14 protein-coding genes are annotated in these 14832 nt (G+C 65.3%); 7 read left to right on the plus strand and 7 right to left on the minus strand.

Annotated features, from left to right (window positions below; translation table 11 throughout):
* The first annotated feature begins 42 nt into the window (after window positions 1-42).
* A complete protein-coding gene (locus tag GRI59_RS01425; protein WP_160759420.1) occupies window positions 43-1029 on the plus strand; it encodes an efflux RND transporter periplasmic adaptor subunit in 987 nt (328 codons plus the stop codon).
* A gap of 4 nt (window positions 1030-1033) precedes the next feature.
* Window positions 1034-2464: an efflux transporter outer membrane subunit gene (locus tag GRI59_RS01430; protein ID WP_160759421.1), complete on the plus strand. Its 1431-nt coding sequence runs from the start codon at window positions 1034-1036 to the stop codon at window positions 2462-2464.
* Here GRI59_RS01430 and GRI59_RS01435 read toward each other — a convergent pair.
* Window positions 2444-2893, minus strand: coding sequence for a MaoC family dehydratase (locus GRI59_RS01435; RefSeq protein ID WP_160759422.1), 450 nt, complete (start codon window positions 2891-2893; stop codon window positions 2444-2446). The genes GRI59_RS01430 and GRI59_RS01435 overlap by 21 nt on opposite strands.
* On the minus strand, window positions 2893-3975 hold the full coding sequence (locus GRI59_RS01440; protein ID WP_160759423.1) for a CaiB/BaiF CoA transferase family protein: 1083 nt from the start codon (window positions 3973-3975) through the stop codon (window positions 2893-2895). Before GRI59_RS01440 ends, GRI59_RS01435 begins: the two co-directional genes overlap by 1 nt.
* A gap of 142 nt (window positions 3976-4117) precedes the next feature.
* Between GRI59_RS01440 and cysD the strand changes: the two genes are divergently transcribed.
* The 5 genes from cysD (at window position 4118) to wecB (ending at window position 10256) form a co-directional block, all read left to right on the plus strand.
* Window positions 4118-5029, plus strand: coding sequence for a sulfate adenylyltransferase subunit CysD (gene cysD, locus GRI59_RS01445; RefSeq protein ID WP_160759424.1), 912 nt, complete (start codon window positions 4118-4120; stop codon window positions 5027-5029).
* Entirely contained in the window at window positions 5029-6939 is a 1911-nt protein-coding gene (gene cysN / locus GRI59_RS01450; RefSeq protein ID WP_160759425.1) for a sulfate adenylyltransferase subunit CysN, read from the plus strand. Before cysD ends, cysN begins: the two co-directional genes overlap by 1 nt.
* On the plus strand, window positions 6936-7697 hold the full coding sequence (locus GRI59_RS01455; protein WP_160759426.1) for a 3'(2'),5'-bisphosphate nucleotidase CysQ: 762 nt from the start codon (window positions 6936-6938) through the stop codon (window positions 7695-7697). The genes cysN and GRI59_RS01455 overlap by 4 nt, the downstream gene beginning before the upstream one ends.
* Window positions 7698-7803: 106 nt before the next feature.
* Window positions 7804-9108 (plus strand): UDP-N-acetyl-D-mannosamine dehydrogenase, encoded by a 1305-nt coding sequence (gene wecC, locus GRI59_RS01460; protein ID WP_160759427.1) that lies wholly within the window; start codon window positions 7804-7806, stop codon window positions 9106-9108.
* Window positions 9105-10256, plus strand: a complete 1152-nt coding sequence (wecB, locus tag GRI59_RS01465; protein ID WP_337190213.1) for a non-hydrolyzing UDP-N-acetylglucosamine 2-epimerase — start codon at window positions 9105-9107, stop codon at window positions 10254-10256. Before wecC ends, wecB begins: the two co-directional genes overlap by 4 nt.
* Window positions 10257-10325: 69 nt before the next feature.
* On the opposite strand, the gene mmsB is transcribed toward wecB, so the two are convergent.
* From mmsB to GRI59_RS01490, 5 genes are all read right to left on the minus strand, one after another.
* The gene (mmsB, locus tag GRI59_RS01470; RefSeq protein WP_419866781.1) at window positions 10326-11210 is read right to left on the minus strand and encodes a 3-hydroxyisobutyrate dehydrogenase; all 885 of its coding nucleotides are present in this window, start codon (window positions 11208-11210) and stop codon (window positions 10326-10328) included.
* Window positions 11211-11296: 86 nt separating this feature from the next.
* Entirely contained in the window at window positions 11297-12094 is a 798-nt protein-coding gene (locus tag GRI59_RS01475; RefSeq protein ID WP_160759429.1) for an enoyl-CoA hydratase-related protein, read from the minus strand.
* 119 nt (window positions 12095-12213) lie between these two features.
* Window positions 12214-13272: an enoyl-CoA hydratase/isomerase family protein gene (locus GRI59_RS01480; RefSeq protein WP_160759430.1), complete on the minus strand. Its 1059-nt coding sequence runs from the start codon at window positions 13270-13272 to the stop codon at window positions 12214-12216.
* Window positions 13269-13667, minus strand: coding sequence for a VOC family protein (locus GRI59_RS01485; RefSeq protein ID WP_337190214.1), 399 nt, complete (start codon window positions 13665-13667; stop codon window positions 13269-13271). The genes GRI59_RS01480 and GRI59_RS01485 overlap by 4 nt, the downstream gene beginning before the upstream one ends.
* A complete protein-coding gene (locus GRI59_RS01490) occupies window positions 13664-14809 on the minus strand; it encodes an acyl-CoA dehydrogenase family protein (RefSeq protein ID WP_160759431.1) in 1146 nt (381 codons plus the stop codon). The genes GRI59_RS01485 and GRI59_RS01490 overlap by 4 nt, the downstream gene beginning before the upstream one ends.
* Between the last annotated feature and the right edge of the window lie 23 nt (window positions 14810-14832).

The raw sequence follows: 14832 nt of genomic DNA on the forward strand, positions 1-14832 counted from the left end.
AAACACTCTCTCCCCCTCCCTCCTGACTCCGCCGAGGACGCCATGTTCCGCAATCTAAGCTTTGCCCGCCAGATCCTGCCGATTGCCGCGCTGATCGGTGTCGCCATCGGCGCCTGGCTGATCTTCGTCGGCTTGCCTGACCGCTCCACTTCCGAGCCGGTTGAACAGCCCCCCAAGGCGGTCGGCAAGCTGGCCGACCAGCCGCGCGTGGCGGGCGCCGGGATTGTCGAGCCGTCGAGCGAAGTGATCGACATCGGCTCGGCCCTGTCGGGCCTTGTCACCGATGTCCGCGTGCGTCCGGGGGACCGGGTGGCCAAGGGCGAAGTGCTGTTCACGGTCGATGCCCGCGCCGCGCGAGCTACCCTCGATCAGGCCGCTGCCGCGATCAACGAAGCGCGCGCCTCAATCGCCGAAGCGAGCGCCGCGCAGAAGACCGCCCGCGAACAGCTGGCGCTCTATCGCAACCTCTCCGATCCTGCTGCCGTCAGCCGCGCCGAAGTGATCCGCGCCGAGGGTGAGGAAGCCGCTGCAACCAGCCGCCTCGGCCTCGCCCGCGCGCGCCTCGCCGCCTCGCAATCCGCCGCTGCCGCCGCCCGCACCGAGATCGAGCGGCTCGTGGTTCGCGCACCGATTGCGGGCGAGATCCTCGCGGTCAACATCCGCCCCGGCGAATTCGTCGCCACGCAGGGTGGCGGCAACAGCCAGCCCTTCATCCAGATGGGCGAGACCAATCCGCTCCACGTCCGTGTCGATATCGACGAGAACGAAGTGGCGCGTGTCGCTCTGGGCGAACCGGCAGTCGTCTCCCCGCGCGGTGCGGCGGAACTGCACGTCAATGCCACCTTCGTGCGGGCCGAACCGCAAGTGGTGCCCAAGCGCTCGCTCACCAACTCGGCGGCGGAACGAGTCGATGTCCGGGTGCTCCAGCTGATCTACGCGCTGCCGCCGTCGGATGCCTTCAGGGTCGGCCAGCAGATCGACGCCTTCATCCCCGCCAAGCCCGGCCAGCCTGCCAAGCAGGGGAACTGAGGCGATGCGCCGCCTGCCCTCCGCCCTCGCCGGAGCCCTGCTGCCGCTGACACTCGCGGCCTGCATCGCCAACCCTGCGCCCGAAATCGCGACCCCGGCGCCCGATCTGCCGCCTGCGTTCTTGTACCAGCCCGAGGGCGCGGCCGGAGCAGAGCTTGCTGCGCTGATGCCCCAAGGCGATCCGGCGTGGCGGACGCTGTCCGAGGCTGCGATTGCCGAAGGGCCAAGCCTCGCCGAAGCGCTGGCCCGGATCGATAGCGCGCGCGCCGGCGCGCGCCGCGCCGGAGCCGACCGGCTGCCGAACATCACCGCCGATGGCGATGTGACCCGCAACCGCATCAACCCGGCGCAATTTGGGCAGGCGGGCCAGCAGGGCTTCATTCCGCGCGAACAATCCTCCTATGGCGCGAATATCGTCGCCAGCTGGGACCCCGACCTGTTCGGCGAATTGAAAGCGCAGGAACGCGCGGCAATTGCCCGGATCGACGCGGCCAGCGCACAGGCGCAAGGCGTGCGGCTGGCGCTGCTGGCTGAGATTGCCGCCAGCGTTACCGATTGGCGCGTACTCGATGCGCGTGCCGCCGCGATCGAGGCTGATGGCACGGCCGCACGCCAGCTCGCCAGCCTTGCCAAGGTGCGCGAGGATGCCGGGATCGCCCCAGGGTTCGATCGCGTCCGGGCCGAAGCGACCGCGAGCTCCTCCGCCGTGCGCCTCGCCGCGCTGGATAGCGAACGCGCGCGCCTGATCGGGCGGCTGGTGACGTTGACCGGGCAGGACGGCGCGAGTGTCCGCGCTGCTTTGGCCGTCCCCGCGCCTGCGCTGGCCCCCGCCTCCGCTCCCGCCGGACTGCCGTCTGACCTGCTCGCCAACCGGCCCGATGTCGCCGCTGCGGCTGCCAGCCTCGCAGCCAGCGACGCCGATCTGGCCGCCGCCGCTCGCGCACGCTTCCCGCGCATTACGCTGTCAGGCGTGATCGGGCTGCTCGCCTTCGATCCTGAGGATTTCTTCGACAGCGATTCGATCATCGGGACGCTGACGGCCGGGATCGCCGGACCGCTGCTCGATTTCGGGCGTGTTGGCGCAGGGATCGACGCCGCCGCCGCAGACAAGCGCGCCGCTTTCGCCGCCTATCGCGGGGCGGTGTTCACCGCCTTGGGCGATGCCGAGGCGGCTTACGGCGTGGTCACCGCTGCGGATAACGAAGCGCGGCTTTCGGTCGCCGAACGCGATCAACTGACCCGCGCGGCGAGCCTTGCCGAAACCCGCTACCGCGCGGGCCTCGCCAGCTTCCTCGAAGTGCTCGAAGCCCGCCGCGCTGCCGATGCCAGCGGCGAACGCGCTGCCGCGGCGTTGGGCCGGGCGCAGCGCGCGCGGATCGTGCTGTGGCAGGCGTTGGGCGGCGACGTAATGGCCTCAGCCGCGCCGACGGATTAAGGCTGACCGCTCACACCGACACACCACTTCATCGCGCTGATTCCACATTTCGTGCGTCCAGGTGACGATCCCGGCATCGGGGCGGGATTTGCTTTCGCGCAGGTCCTTCACCTCGCTCACCGCGCGCAGGGTGTCGCCGATGAACACCGGCTTGGGGGTGACGACCTTGTCGAAGCCGAGATTGGCGACCAGCGTGCCGAGTGTCGTATCGCCCACCGACAGCCCGACCAGCAGGCTGAAGGTGAAGGTCGAATTCACCAAAATCTGCCCATAGCCGCTCGCCTTGGCCGCTTCGACGTCCAGATGAAGCGGTTGCGGGTTGTGGGTCATGGTCGAGAACAGCAGGTTGTCCGTCTCGGTCACGGTGCGGCGGATTTCGTGCTCGATCCGCTCACCCACCACCCATTCGTCGAAGAACTTGCCGGCCATCAGCTCTGCTCCGCCCAGCGCGCGACCACATCGGCGCCGTCATCCGCGCTCGACCGAACGGCGCCCGGCGTGCGGCTGAAGCGCGGGGCAGGCGCGGTGTGCCACAGCCCGTCATGCTCCACATAGGCCCCGCGCGCCTTCATGTGCGGATGCTCGCGCGCCTCGTCAATGCCGAGCACCGGGGCAAAGCAGGCATCGGTGCCTTCAAGCAATGCGCACCATTCGGCCTGCGTCTTGGTGAGGAACAGCGCCGCCAGCTTCTCGGCGTAATCGTCCCAATTGGTCGGAATCATCTGGCCCCGCGCCAATGCCTCGGGCGCGCCGGTGCGCTGGAGCATCTCGGCATAGAATTGCGGCTCGATCGACCCCAGCGAGATTTCCTTCCCGTCCGCGCAGCGGAAGCAGCGGTAGAAATGCGCCGCGCCGCCGAGCATTCCCTTGCCGCGCTCGGTCGAAAGATGCGGCACATGGCGCACGCCGAAGAAGAAGCTCATCAGGCTGGTCGCCCCGTCGACGATCGCAGCGTCGACCACCTGCCCCTTGCCGGACTTTTCCCGCTCGTACAGCGCAGCCATGATCCCGAAGGCGCAATACATCGACCCGCCGCCGAAATCGCCGACCAGGTTCTGCGGCGGCGTGGCAGGCTCGCCCGCCTTGCCAACCGCCGACAATGCGCCGGTGATCGCGATGTAATTGATGTCGTGCCCGGCGGCCTGCGCGAGCGGCCCTTCCTGTCCCCAGCCGGTCATACGGGCGTAAACGAGACGCGGGTTGGCGGCGAGAAGCTCCTCCGGCCCCAGCCCCAGCCGCTCCATCACGCCGGGGCGAAAGCCTTCGATCAGCACATCGGCGCTGGCCGCAGCGGCGCGCACGGCCGCTTTGCCCGCATCGCTTTTCAGATCCAGCGCCAGCCGATGACGCGCACGTTCCACCACCGGATTGCTTGGCACCGCCCCCGGCCGGTCGATCCGCACCACTTCGGCGCCCAGATCGGCCAGCAGCATCGCCACGTGCGGGCCGGGGCCGATACCGCTGAATTCGAGGACGCGCAGGCCGGAAAGCGGCCCTGTCGGTTGGCTCATCTGTCTCTCCCTTTTGCCCAGCCTTAAGCGCGCCGCAAAGCCAAGGGCAAGTCTCCACATTGCCAGCCCCCAAAAGGCCCACCATCCTTGCACAAAGGCAAAATTGCTTGTGGCAGGCCGCGCAGCCTATACCTGAGCGACCATGCGCAGTCTGACCCATCTCGAACGGCTCGAGGCCGAGAGCATCCATATCTTCCGCGAAGTCGTGGCCGAGGCGGAGAACCCGGTCATGCTCTATTCGGTGGGCAAGGATTCTGCGGTGATGCTGCACTTGGCGCGCAAGGCGTTCTACCCTGCGCCTCCGCCGTTCAAGCTTCTGCACGTCGACACCACGTGGAAGTTCAAAGCCATGTATGCGCTGCGCGAGAAGGCGGCGCAGGATGCCGGGATGGAGCTGCTTGTCCACCAGAACCCGGAGGCCAAGGCGCTGGGGATCAACCCGTTCGATCATGGCCCGCTGCACACCGACATGTGGAAGACCGAAGGGCTGAAACAGGCGCTCGACCTCTATGGCTTCGATGTCGCGTTTGGCGGCGCGCGGCGCGATGAGGAGAAAAGCCGGGCGAAGGAACGCATGTTCAGCTTCCGCACCGCGAGCCACAGCTGGGACCCCAAGAACCAGCGCCCTGAGCTCTGGAACCTCTACAACGCCCGCAAGAAGAAGGGCGAAAGCATCCGCGTCTTCCCGATCTCGAACTGGACCGAACTCGATATCTGGCAATACATCATGAACGAGGGCATCGAGATCGTGCCGCTGTATTTTGCTGCCCAGCGCCCGACCTTCGAATACGAGGGCGGGCTGTTCATGGCGGACGATCTGCCCCGGCTGGAAGCGGTGATGGGCTATCGGCCCGAAATCACGATGCGTTCGATCCGGTTCCGCACATTGGGCTGTTTCCCGCTGACCGGCGCGGTCGAAAGCTCGGCGGCGAGCTTGTCCGAAGTGGTGCAGGAAATGTTGCTCACCACCACCAGCGAACGTCAGGGCCGGGTGATCGACAAGGACGGCGGCGACGCCAGCATGGAGAAGAAGAAGCAGGAAGGGTACTTCTGATGAACACGCCCTCATTCTTCCAGACCGACGCCCTCATCGCCGAGGATATCGACGCCTATCTCGAACAGCACCAGCACAAGAGCCTGCTGCGTTTCATCACCTGCGGCAGCGTGGATGATGGCAAGTCGACTCTGATCGGGCGGCTGCTGTACGATTCCAAGATGATCTTCGAAGATCAGCTCGCCGCGCTCGAAAGCGACAGCGCGCGGCACGGGACGCAGGGGACCGAGATCGATTTCGCGCTGCTGGTCGATGGCCTCGCTGCCGAGCGCGAGCAGGGCATCACGATTGACGTCGCCTACCGGTTCTTCACCACCGAAAAGCGCAAGTTCATCGTTGCCGACACGCCGGGGCATGAACAATACACCCGCAACATGGTCACGGGCGCCTCCACCGCCGACCTTGCCGTGATCCTGATCGACGCGAGGAAGGGCGTGCTGCAACAGACGCGGCGGCACTCCTATCTCGTCCACCTGCTCGGCATCCGCCACGTGGTGCTGGCGGTGAACAAGATGGATCTGGTCGGCTACGATCAGGCGACGTTCGACGCCATCCTTGCCGACTACCGCGCTTTCGCCACCAGCATCGGCATCAGTGATTTCACGGCGATCCCGATTTCGGGGTTCAAGGGCGACAATATCACCGCGCTGTCCGCCAATACCCCGTGGTACTCCGGCCCTGCTCTGATCGAGCATCTCGAAACGGTGGAGGTTGATGCTGCCGCCGCGCAAACCCAGCCGTTCCGGATGCCGGTGCAATTGGTCAACCGCCCCAATCTCGACTTCCGCGGCTTTGCCGGGCAGATCGCCAGCGGCGTTGTGCGCCCCGGCGATGCAGTGCGGATCGTGCCTTCGGGCAAGACAAGCACGGTCAAGGCGATCACGACCTTCGACGGCGACTTGCACGAAGCCGTCGCGGGCCAGTCGGTCACGCTCACTCTCGCCGACGAAGTCGATTGCAGCCGCGGCGACCTGATCGCTGCCGCAGGCGATCCGCCGCAGGCCTCCGACCAGTTCTGCGCCACCTTCGTCTGGATGGACGAGGAAGCGTTGAAGCCGGGGCGCGGCTATTGGCTCAAGCTCGGCACCCAGATGGTGACCGCCACAGTGCAGCCGCCCAAATACGAGATCGACGTCAACAGCCTCGAACATCTCGCGGCCAAGACCCTCACCCTAAATGCCATCGGGGTGGCCGAATTCGCGACCGACCGGCCGATCGCGTTTGAGCCCTATGCCACCAACCGCCAGCTCGGCGGGTTCATCCTGATCGACAAGTTCACCAATGCGACGGTTGCGGCGGGGATGATCGAGTTCAACCTGCGCCGCGCGGACAATGTTCACTGGCAGCCGGTCGCGATCACCCGCGAAGATCACGCGGGCATGAAGAACCAGAAGCCCAAGGTGCTGTGGTTCACCGGCCTTTCGGGCAGCGGCAAATCGACCATCGCCAACGAGGTCGAAAAGCAGCTGTTCGTGATGAACCGCCATACCTTCCTGCTCGATGGCGATAATGTGCGGCACGGGCTCAACCGCGATCTCGGCTTTACCGAAGCCGACCGGATCGAGAATATCCGCCGCGTGGGCGAGGTGGCCAAGCTGATGGCGGATGCGGGGCTGATCGTGCTCACCGCCTTCATCTCGCCATTCCGCGCCGAGCGGCAGATGGTGCGCGAGATGCTGCCTCCCGGCGAGTTTGTCGAAATCTTCGTCGACACTCCGCTCAGCGTGGCCGAGGCGCGCGATGTGAAGGGCCTCTACAAGAAGGCGCGGTCCGGCCAGCTCAAGAACTTCACCGGAATCGACAGCCCCTATGAGCCGCCCGAAAGCCCCGAGATCCGCGTCAACACCGTGGACATGACGCCCGAGGAAGCCGCGCGCTACATCATCCAGCAGATCCTGCCGCTCAAATGACGCTGACCGATCTTGATGATGCCGCGCTGGCGGCCCGGCTGGCCTACGAAGCGGGGCAACTGGCTCTGGACGTGCGGGCCGGGTCGGGCCTGACCGGCAAGGCGCTGGGCGATGCCGGTGACGCTGCCGCCAACCGCCTGCTGTGCGATGCGATCCGCACCGCGCGGCCCGACGATGGCCTGCTCTCTGAGGAGGAAAAGGACGACACCCGGCGCTGTTCGCAAAGCCGGGTGTGGATCGTCGATCCGGTCGATGGCACCCGCGAATATGGCGAGGCGCGGGCCGATTGGGCGGTGCATGTCGCGCTGGCGGTGGACGGGGTCGCCAGCATCGGCGCTGTCGCGCTGCCCGACCTCGAAGGCGGCGTGGTGTTGCGCTCCGACCAGCCGCAAGCCCTTCCGCCAATGGCTGCCCGCCCGCGCTTCCTCGTCAGCCGCAGCCGCCCTGCACCCGAGGCTGAGGCCGTGGCCAATGCGCTCGGCGGCGAGTTGGTGCCAATGGGCAGCGCGGGGGCCAAGGCGATGGCCGTCGTCAGGGGCGAGGCGGAAGTCTATCTCCACTCCGGCGGCCAGCACGAATGGGACAGCTGCGCACCCGTGGCCGTGGCGCTGGCGCACGGTCTCCACTGCTCGCGCATCGACGGCAGCCCGCTCGTCTACAACCAGCCGCATACCTATATGCCCGATCTGCTGATTTGCCGCGCCGAATGGGCCGAACGGGTGCTCGCCGAAGTGGCCCGCATCGCTGGGAGCCATTGACTGAGCAGCAAGCAGGACACCGCATGGTGAAAAGCGTAGCAAGCCTAACGCGATTTTAAGGGCTTTGCGGGCAATGTTCCGGCTGAAAACCGGGACACGACCTCGCATGAATGCTCCTTTCGATGCCACCGCCGCGCTCGGGCGCAAGGCCCTCGCCCATCCCGCACCGGATCATCAGGTTGCGGTGATCGGCCTTGGCTATATCGGCCTGCCAACCGCCGCAGTGCTCGCCAGCTACGGCTGGAGCGTGTGCGGCGTCGATGTTTCGCAGAAGGTGGTCGACACCGTGAATGCGGGCGGCGTGCACATTGAAGAGCGCGATCTCGACAAGCTGGTGCATGACGCGATCACCGCGCAGACTCTGGTGGCGTCAACCGAAGTGCCAACTGCGAGCTTTTACATGATCGCCGTGCCCACCCCGCTGGGGCCGGACAATGCGCCCGACATCTCCTATGTCGAAGCGGCCGCCCGCGCGATTGCACCCCGGATTTTGCCCGGCGCCTGTGTGATCGTCGAAAGCACCTCGCCCGTCGGTACGACCGAACGCGTCGCTGCGATCATCGCCGAGGCGCGCCCCGATCTGGTCGTCCCGAGCGATGGCTGCGATGAGGAGGCGGACATTGCGCTCGCTTATTGCCCGGAACGCGTGCTGCCGGGCCGGATCGTCAACGAACTGGTCCATAATGACCGCGTGATCGGCGGCGTGACGCCGGCCTGCGCTGAACGCGCGGCGGTGCTCTACACCAGCTTTGTGAAGGGCGATTGTCTCACCACCACCGCCCGGGTGGCCGAGACGGTCAAGCTGGTCGAAAACAGCTTCCGCGACGTCAATATTGCGTTTGCAAACGAACTCTCGATGATCGCCGATGTGATCGGGGTCGATGTGTGGGAAGTGATCCGCCTCGCCAACCGCCACCCGCGCGTCAATATCCTGCAACCCGGCCCCGGCGTGGGTGGGCATTGCATCGCAGTCGACCCGTGGTTTCTGGTCGCGGGTGCACCCGCCGCCGCACGGCTGGTGCGCACGGCGCGCGAGGTCAATGACCACAAGGCGGTCCACACCGAAAGCAAGATCCGCGCGCTGCTCGATGCCGCGCCGCAAGGTAAGGTCGCGCTGCTCGGGCTTGCCTTCAAGCCTGACATCGACGACTTCCGCGAAAGCCCAGCGCTCGAAATTGCCGAGGCGCTCTCCCACACGCATGGGAACCGCATATTGGTGGTCGAGCCCTTCACCGACGAATTGCCACCCGCGTTCGGCGGATCGGGCGCGAGCCTCGTGACGCTTGACGCAGCGCTGCGGCAGGCGGAGATTGTGGTGGTGCTGGTCGATCACACCGCGTTCAAACACCTCTCGCCTGCCGATCTGGCGGGCAAGCTGGTATTCGATACCCGCGGCATGCTGCGGCGGTGAGCGGCTTGGGGAGTGAAGCGCGCGGGAAACCCCGCATTCTCGTCACCTTCGGCACCCGGCCTGAAGCGATCAAGATGTTCCCGGTGGTCGCGGCCTTGCGCGAAACCGGGCGGTTCGATGTGCGGGTTGTCGTGACCGCGCAGCATCGCGAGCTGCTCGATTCTGTGCTGGCGCTGGCCGATCTGGTTCCTGACGTCGATCTCGATCTGATGGAGCCCAACCAGTCGCTTGATGCGCTTAGTGCGCGGCTTATCGCCCGGTTTGGTGCAGTCTTGGACGCGTGGTTGCCTGATCGTGTGCTGGTGCATGGCGATACGTTGACGACCATGATGGCTTCGCTGGCGTGCTATTTCCGGCGCATTCCGGTGGGCCATGTCGAGGCCGGATTGCGCAGCGGCGACATCTATTCGCCTTGGCCCGAAGAGGTGAACCGCAAGGTGACAGGCGTGATCGCCGACCTGCATTTCGCTCCGACCGAGACGGCAGCAGCGGCGTTACGCGCTGAAAACGTGTGTGAAAATAGCATCCACGTTACCGGCAACACCGTGATCGACGCGCTACTCTACGCACAGGCGAAGATCGCTGCCAACCCCGCTCTGGCGCCTGCCATCGCCCCGCTCAAGGCGCGGTTTGCGGGCAAGCGGATCATCGCCGTCACCGCCCACCGGCGCGAGAATTTCGGTGCCGGGATGGCGCAGATTGCGCAAGGTTTACAGATGCTTGCGGCGCGCGATGACGTGGCGATCATCTATCCGCTGCATCCCAATCCCAATGTCGGCGGCGTGATGCAACCGGCGCTGGCGGGGCTCGACAATATCGCGCTCATCAACCCGCTGGATTACCTTGATTTTGTGGCGATGATGGCGGCGAGCGACATCGTGCTGACCGACTCCGGCGGGATTCAGGAAGAAGCCCCCAGCCTCGGCAAGCCGGTGCTGGTCATGCGCGACACGACCGAGCGGCCTGAGGGTGTCGCCGCTGGCACAGCCAAGTTGGTCGGCGCGGATGCTACTGTCATCGTTGCCGAAACATCGCGCCTGCTGGATGATCCTGCGGCCTATGACGCGATGTCCCGCGCGCACAATCCTTACGGCGACGGCACCGCCAGCCGGCAGATCGCCAACATCATTGCGGGCGCTTTCGGGTAGGCTTTCGCGTCAGCGGCAATGACGCAAAACGGCGAGCATCGGGCCTCTGGCGCGGCGCGATGGCGCCGCTCAAAGCGTGCGGATAATGCCCGAGAAGTCGGTACCCGCATTGTCCTTGGCAAAGGCTTCATAGATCGCGCGGGCGTGCTCACCCAGCGCCACAGTTGCGCCCGCCCCCTGCGCCGCTTCCATGGCGAGGCGCAGGTCCTTTAGCATCAACCCCGCAGCAAATCCGCCTTGATAGTCGTTGTCCGCCGGGGTCACCGGGCCGACTCCGGGAACCGGGCAATAGGACGTCATCGACCAGTTCTGGCCGCTTGAAACGCTGGAGATGTCATAGAAGGTCTGCGGGTCGAGCCCCAGCTTCTGCGCCATGGCAAAGGCTTCGCAGGTGCCGATCATATGGATCGCCAGCAGCATGTTGTTGCAGATCTTGGCCGCCTGCCCCGTGCCAGCCGCGCCTGCATGGATCACCGCCTTGCCCATCGCGGCAAGGATCGGCTGGGCGCGGGCAAAGGCTTCGTCACTACCGCCGACCATGAAGGTCAGCGTCCCGCCATTGGCCGCCGCAATCCCGCCCGAGACCGGCGCATCGACCATCTGGTAGCCATGCGCCTCGGTCACTTCGATCACCTCGCGCGCGGTGGCGACGTCGATGGTCGAGCAATCGAGCAGGATCGCGCCTTCGGGGGCGTGGCCGATCACGTCGTCCCAATAGACCTGTTTCACGATTGCCCCGTTGGGCAACATCGAGACGACGGCTTCGGCCTCGGCGCAAGCTTCCTTCGCGGTCAGGAAGGTGGAACACCCGGCCCCACGTGCGGCGGCAAGCGCAGGCTCGCTGAGGTCGAAAGCGTGGACTTCGTGCCCGGCCTTGACCAGGTTGGCAGCCATGCCGCCGCCCATGTTGCCGAGGCCGATAAAGGCGATTTTCATGGCTTTTCTCTCTTCCATCGTCCCAGCGAAAGCCGGAATCTCAAGCGGCTGGGTGCCGCGCTCGCTGCCCTAGGCCCCAGCTTTCGCTGGGGTGACGGCTGAACCTACCGCCCCTTCCACTGCCCTTCACGCTTCTCGATAAACGCCGCCATGCCTTCGGCCTTGTCCTCGGACGCGGTGAGGATCTGGAAGATCCGGCGCTCAACGATCAGGCCTTGGTCGAGCGTCATTTCGAAGGCCGAGTTCACCATTTCCTTGTTGGCGATCACCGCCATCGGCGGCATCCCGGCGATGGTTGCTGCGGTCTTGAGCGTCTCGGCGATCAGCTCCTCATGCGGCACGACGCGGGCGACGAGGTTGCTGCGCTCAGCCTCCTCGGCATTCATCATCCGACCGGTGAGGCACATTTCCATCGACTTCGACTTGCCGATCGCGCGTGTCAGCCGCTGCGATCCGCCCATGCCGGGGGCCACGCCCAGCTTGATTTCGGGCTGGCCGAAGCGCGCCTTGTCACTAGCGATGATGAAGTCCGCCATCATCGCCAACTCGCACCCGCCGCCTAGCGCAAAGCCATTGACGGCCGCGATCCATGGCTTGCGGGTCTTCTTGACGATCTCGGCCGTCCAGGGGCTGAAGAAATCGTCGAGGAAGAAATCGGCCGCGGCCTTATCGCTCATTTCCTTGATGTCGGCCCCGGCGGCGAACGCCTTGTCGCCGCTGCCCGTCAGGATCGCGCAAAGCTGAGTCGCGTCGGCCTGATAGGCGGCGAAGGCGTGGATCAGTTCTTCCAGCACCTTGGAGTTGAGCGCGTTCAGCGCCTGCGGGCGATTGATCGTCAGCAGGGTTACGCCCTTGGTCCCGCGCGAATCTGTTTCGACGAGAATCGTTTCGTAGGTGGCCATCGGCCTGTTCCTCCTTCGTCACCCTGAACTTGTTTCAGGGTCCATTCTTCGGTCCGCACCGACTTCGCTATTGGCAAAATGGATGCTGAAACAAGTTCAGCATGACGGTGCTGGATGTTTTAGCCCAGCGGCACCCACTCCTCGCCCTCGGGCAGGGGCGCGAAGATTGCGTCGAGCAAATCCTCCGTCACGCCTTCAGGGGTCGCCGGGTCCCATTTGGGATCATTGGTCTTGTCGACGATCACCGCGCGCACGCCCTCGGCAAAGTCCGGGCGGGTCAGCACGCGGCTGGCGATGCGGTATTCCATGCGCATGTTGTCGGCAAAGTCGGTGAGGGCCGCGCTTGTTGCCAGCTGGCGCAGTGCGACCTTGCAGGTCTGCGGGCTTTTGGTGCCGAGCGTGTCGCGTTCCTTGATCGCCCAGTCGTCACCTGCTTCGATCGCAGCTTCGAGGCTGGCGAGGATGTCTTCATAGGAGTCGGACGCGAAGTGCTTGGCGATCCGGTCCGCGTTGCCTTCGATCCGCGCCTTGGGCGGGGTGCCGACCGGCTCGCTGAGGATACCTGAAATCCGGTCGGGATGATCGTGAATGCGCGCCTTCAAGTCCTCAACCATGTTGTGCGGCACGTAATGGGTAGCAAGGCCGGTCCACAGGCACTCTGCCCCATCAAGCCGCGCTCCGGTGAGCGCGAGGAACTGGCCGAACCTGCGCCCCAGCCGCGACAGATACCAGCCGCCACCCACGTCAGGGAACAGGCCGATCCCGGTTTCGGGCATGGCGAAGCGGGTGTTTTCGGTCGCCACGCGGAACTTGGCTGGCTGGCTGATGCCCACGCCGCCGCCCATCGTGATGCCGTCCATGAAAGCGACGATGGGCTTTCCATAGGTGAACATCTGGTGGTTGAGCTGATATTCGTCGTGGAAGAACTGCCGCCCCGACACGCCGCCGTCATTCAGCGCCGAATTGCGCAGGAAGGCGATATCGCCCCCCGCGCAGAAACCGCGCCCCTCGGCGTGATCCAGGATCACCGCCTTGATGCTGTCGTCGCCTGCCCACGCCGTCAGCGCCGCGCTCATTGCGTGGCACATCTCCAGCGTAAGCGCGTGGAGCGCCTTGGGGCGATTGAGGCTGATATGGCCGATGGGGCCATTGGTGCGGATGAGAACGTCTTCGGTCATTGCCCCGGTTCTTTCGGTTCGATCAGGTCCCAGCGATTGCCAAACGGATCGCTGAAGACCGCAACTGTGCCATAAGCCTCGTGGCGCGGTTGCTCGTGAAACTGCACCCCTGCATCGATAAGCCGTGCATGGGTACCTGCAAAATCATCGGTGTGCGCAAAGAAGCCGACCCGCCCGCCAGTTTGCTTGCCGATGGCAGCGGCTTGCGTGTCGTTGGCTGCTTTCGCAATCAGCAACCGTCCGCCCCCGGCTCCGCCAACCACGACCCAGCGCTTGCCTGCGCCCATATCGCTGTCCTCGATCAGGTCGAAGCCCAGCGCGCCGACGCAGAACGCAATCCCTGCGTTGTAATCGGGCACCACCAATGTCGTCAGGGCAAGGCGCACGGCGCTCACTGGCGCAGCAAGTCCCGGCCCACCACCATCCGCATGATCTGGTTGGTGCCTTCGAGGATCGAATGGACGCGCAGGTCGCGCCAGAAGCGTTCGATCGGGTAGTCCTGCAAGTAGCCATAGCCCCCGAACAATTGCAGCGCACGGTCGACCACTGACGAGCCGTTGTCGGTCGCCAGCCGCTTGGCCATCGCGGAAAAGCGGGTCTTGTCGGGCGCGTTGTCGGTCACCTTGGCGGCGGCGAGATACAGCAGCGCGCGGGCGGCCTCCAGATCAGTGGCCATGTCAGCGAGCATGAACTGGGTGTTCTGGAACTCGGCCACGGCTTGCCCGAACTGCTTGCGATCCTTGGTGTATTGGATCGCTTCGTCCAGACACCGCTGCGCCCCGCCGAGCGAGCAGGCGCCGATGTTCAACCGCCCGCCGTCCAGCCCCATCATCGCGATGCGGAAGCCTTCACCCTCGCCGCCGACGAGGTTTTCGACCGGCACGCGCACATCCTCGAGGACCAACTGCGCGGTCGGCTGCGAGTGCCAACCGAGCTTCTTCTCCTGCGCGCCGAAGCTGACGCCGGGCATGTCCTTTTCGATCACCACGCAAGAAATGCCCTTGGGCCCATCCTCGCCGGTACGCACCATCACCACATAGATCTCGTTCGCTCCCGCGCCCGAGATGAATTGCTTGGTGCCGTTGAGCACGAAGTGATCGCCATCGCGGCGCGCGGTGGTGCGCAGTGCCGAAGCGTCCGATCCGCTCGACGGTTCGGTCAGGCAGTAGCTGGCGATCTTGTCCATGGTGACGAGATCGGGGAGATACTTCGCCTTCACCGCCTCGCCGCCGAAGCGGTCGATCATCCACGCGGCCATATTGTGGATCGAGATAAACGCGCTGGTGGACGGACAGCCATAGGCCATCGCTTCCATGATCAACGCCGCCTCCAAGCGCCCCAGCCCGATCCCGCCCGACTGTTCGGAGACATAGATCGCGCCAAAGCCGAGTTCGGCGCTGCGCTGGATCGTCTCGCGCGGGAAGATGTGCTTTTCGTCCCATTCGGCCGCGTGGGGCGTGATCTGATCGGCGGTGAACCGCTGCGCAACCTCGCGGATGGCAAGCTGATCTTCGGTGAGTTGAAACTGTCCGTGCATGGCAGGTGCTCTAGCCGCCTTGT

Source organism: Erythrobacter ramosus, from assembly GCF_009828055.1.
Classification (GTDB): Bacteria; Pseudomonadota; Alphaproteobacteria; order Sphingomonadales; family Sphingomonadaceae; genus Erythrobacter; species Erythrobacter ramosus.

Excerpts from the sequence above, each read along its gene's own strand:
- GRI59_RS01425 (WP_160759420.1), top strand. The coding sequence starts at position 43 with ATGTTCCGCAATCTAAGCTTTGCCCGCCAGATCCTGCCGATTGCCGCG.
- GRI59_RS01430 (WP_160759421.1), top strand. The coding sequence starts at position 1,034 with ATGCGCCGCCTGCCCTCCGCCCTCGCCGGAGCCCTGCTGCCGCTGACA.
- GRI59_RS01435 (WP_160759422.1), bottom strand. The coding sequence starts at position 2,893 with ATGGCCGGCAAGTTCTTCGACGAATGGGTGGTGGGTGAGCGGATCGAG.
- GRI59_RS01440 (WP_160759423.1), bottom strand. The coding sequence starts at position 3,975 with ATGAGCCAACCGACAGGGCCGCTTTCCGGCCTGCGCGTCCTCGAATTC.
- cysD (WP_160759424.1), top strand. The coding sequence starts at position 4,118 with ATGCGCAGTCTGACCCATCTCGAACGGCTCGAGGCCGAGAGCATCCAT.
- cysN (WP_160759425.1), top strand. The coding sequence starts at position 5,029 with ATGAACACGCCCTCATTCTTCCAGACCGACGCCCTCATCGCCGAGGAT.
- GRI59_RS01455 (WP_160759426.1), top strand. The coding sequence starts at position 6,936 with ATGACGCTGACCGATCTTGATGATGCCGCGCTGGCGGCCCGGCTGGCC.
- wecC (WP_160759427.1), top strand. The coding sequence starts at position 7,804 with ATGAATGCTCCTTTCGATGCCACCGCCGCGCTCGGGCGCAAGGCCCTC.
- mmsB (WP_419866781.1), bottom strand. The coding sequence starts at position 11,210 with ATGGAAGAGAGAAAAGCCATGAAAATCGCCTTTATCGGCCTCGGCAAC.
- GRI59_RS01475 (WP_160759429.1), bottom strand. The coding sequence starts at position 12,094 with ATGGCCACCTACGAAACGATTCTCGTCGAAACAGATTCGCGCGGGACC.
- GRI59_RS01480 (WP_160759430.1), bottom strand. The coding sequence starts at position 13,272 with ATGACCGAAGACGTTCTCATCCGCACCAATGGCCCCATCGGCCATATC.
- GRI59_RS01490 (WP_160759431.1), bottom strand. The coding sequence starts at position 14,809 with ATGCACGGACAGTTTCAACTCACCGAAGATCAGCTTGCCATCCGCGAG.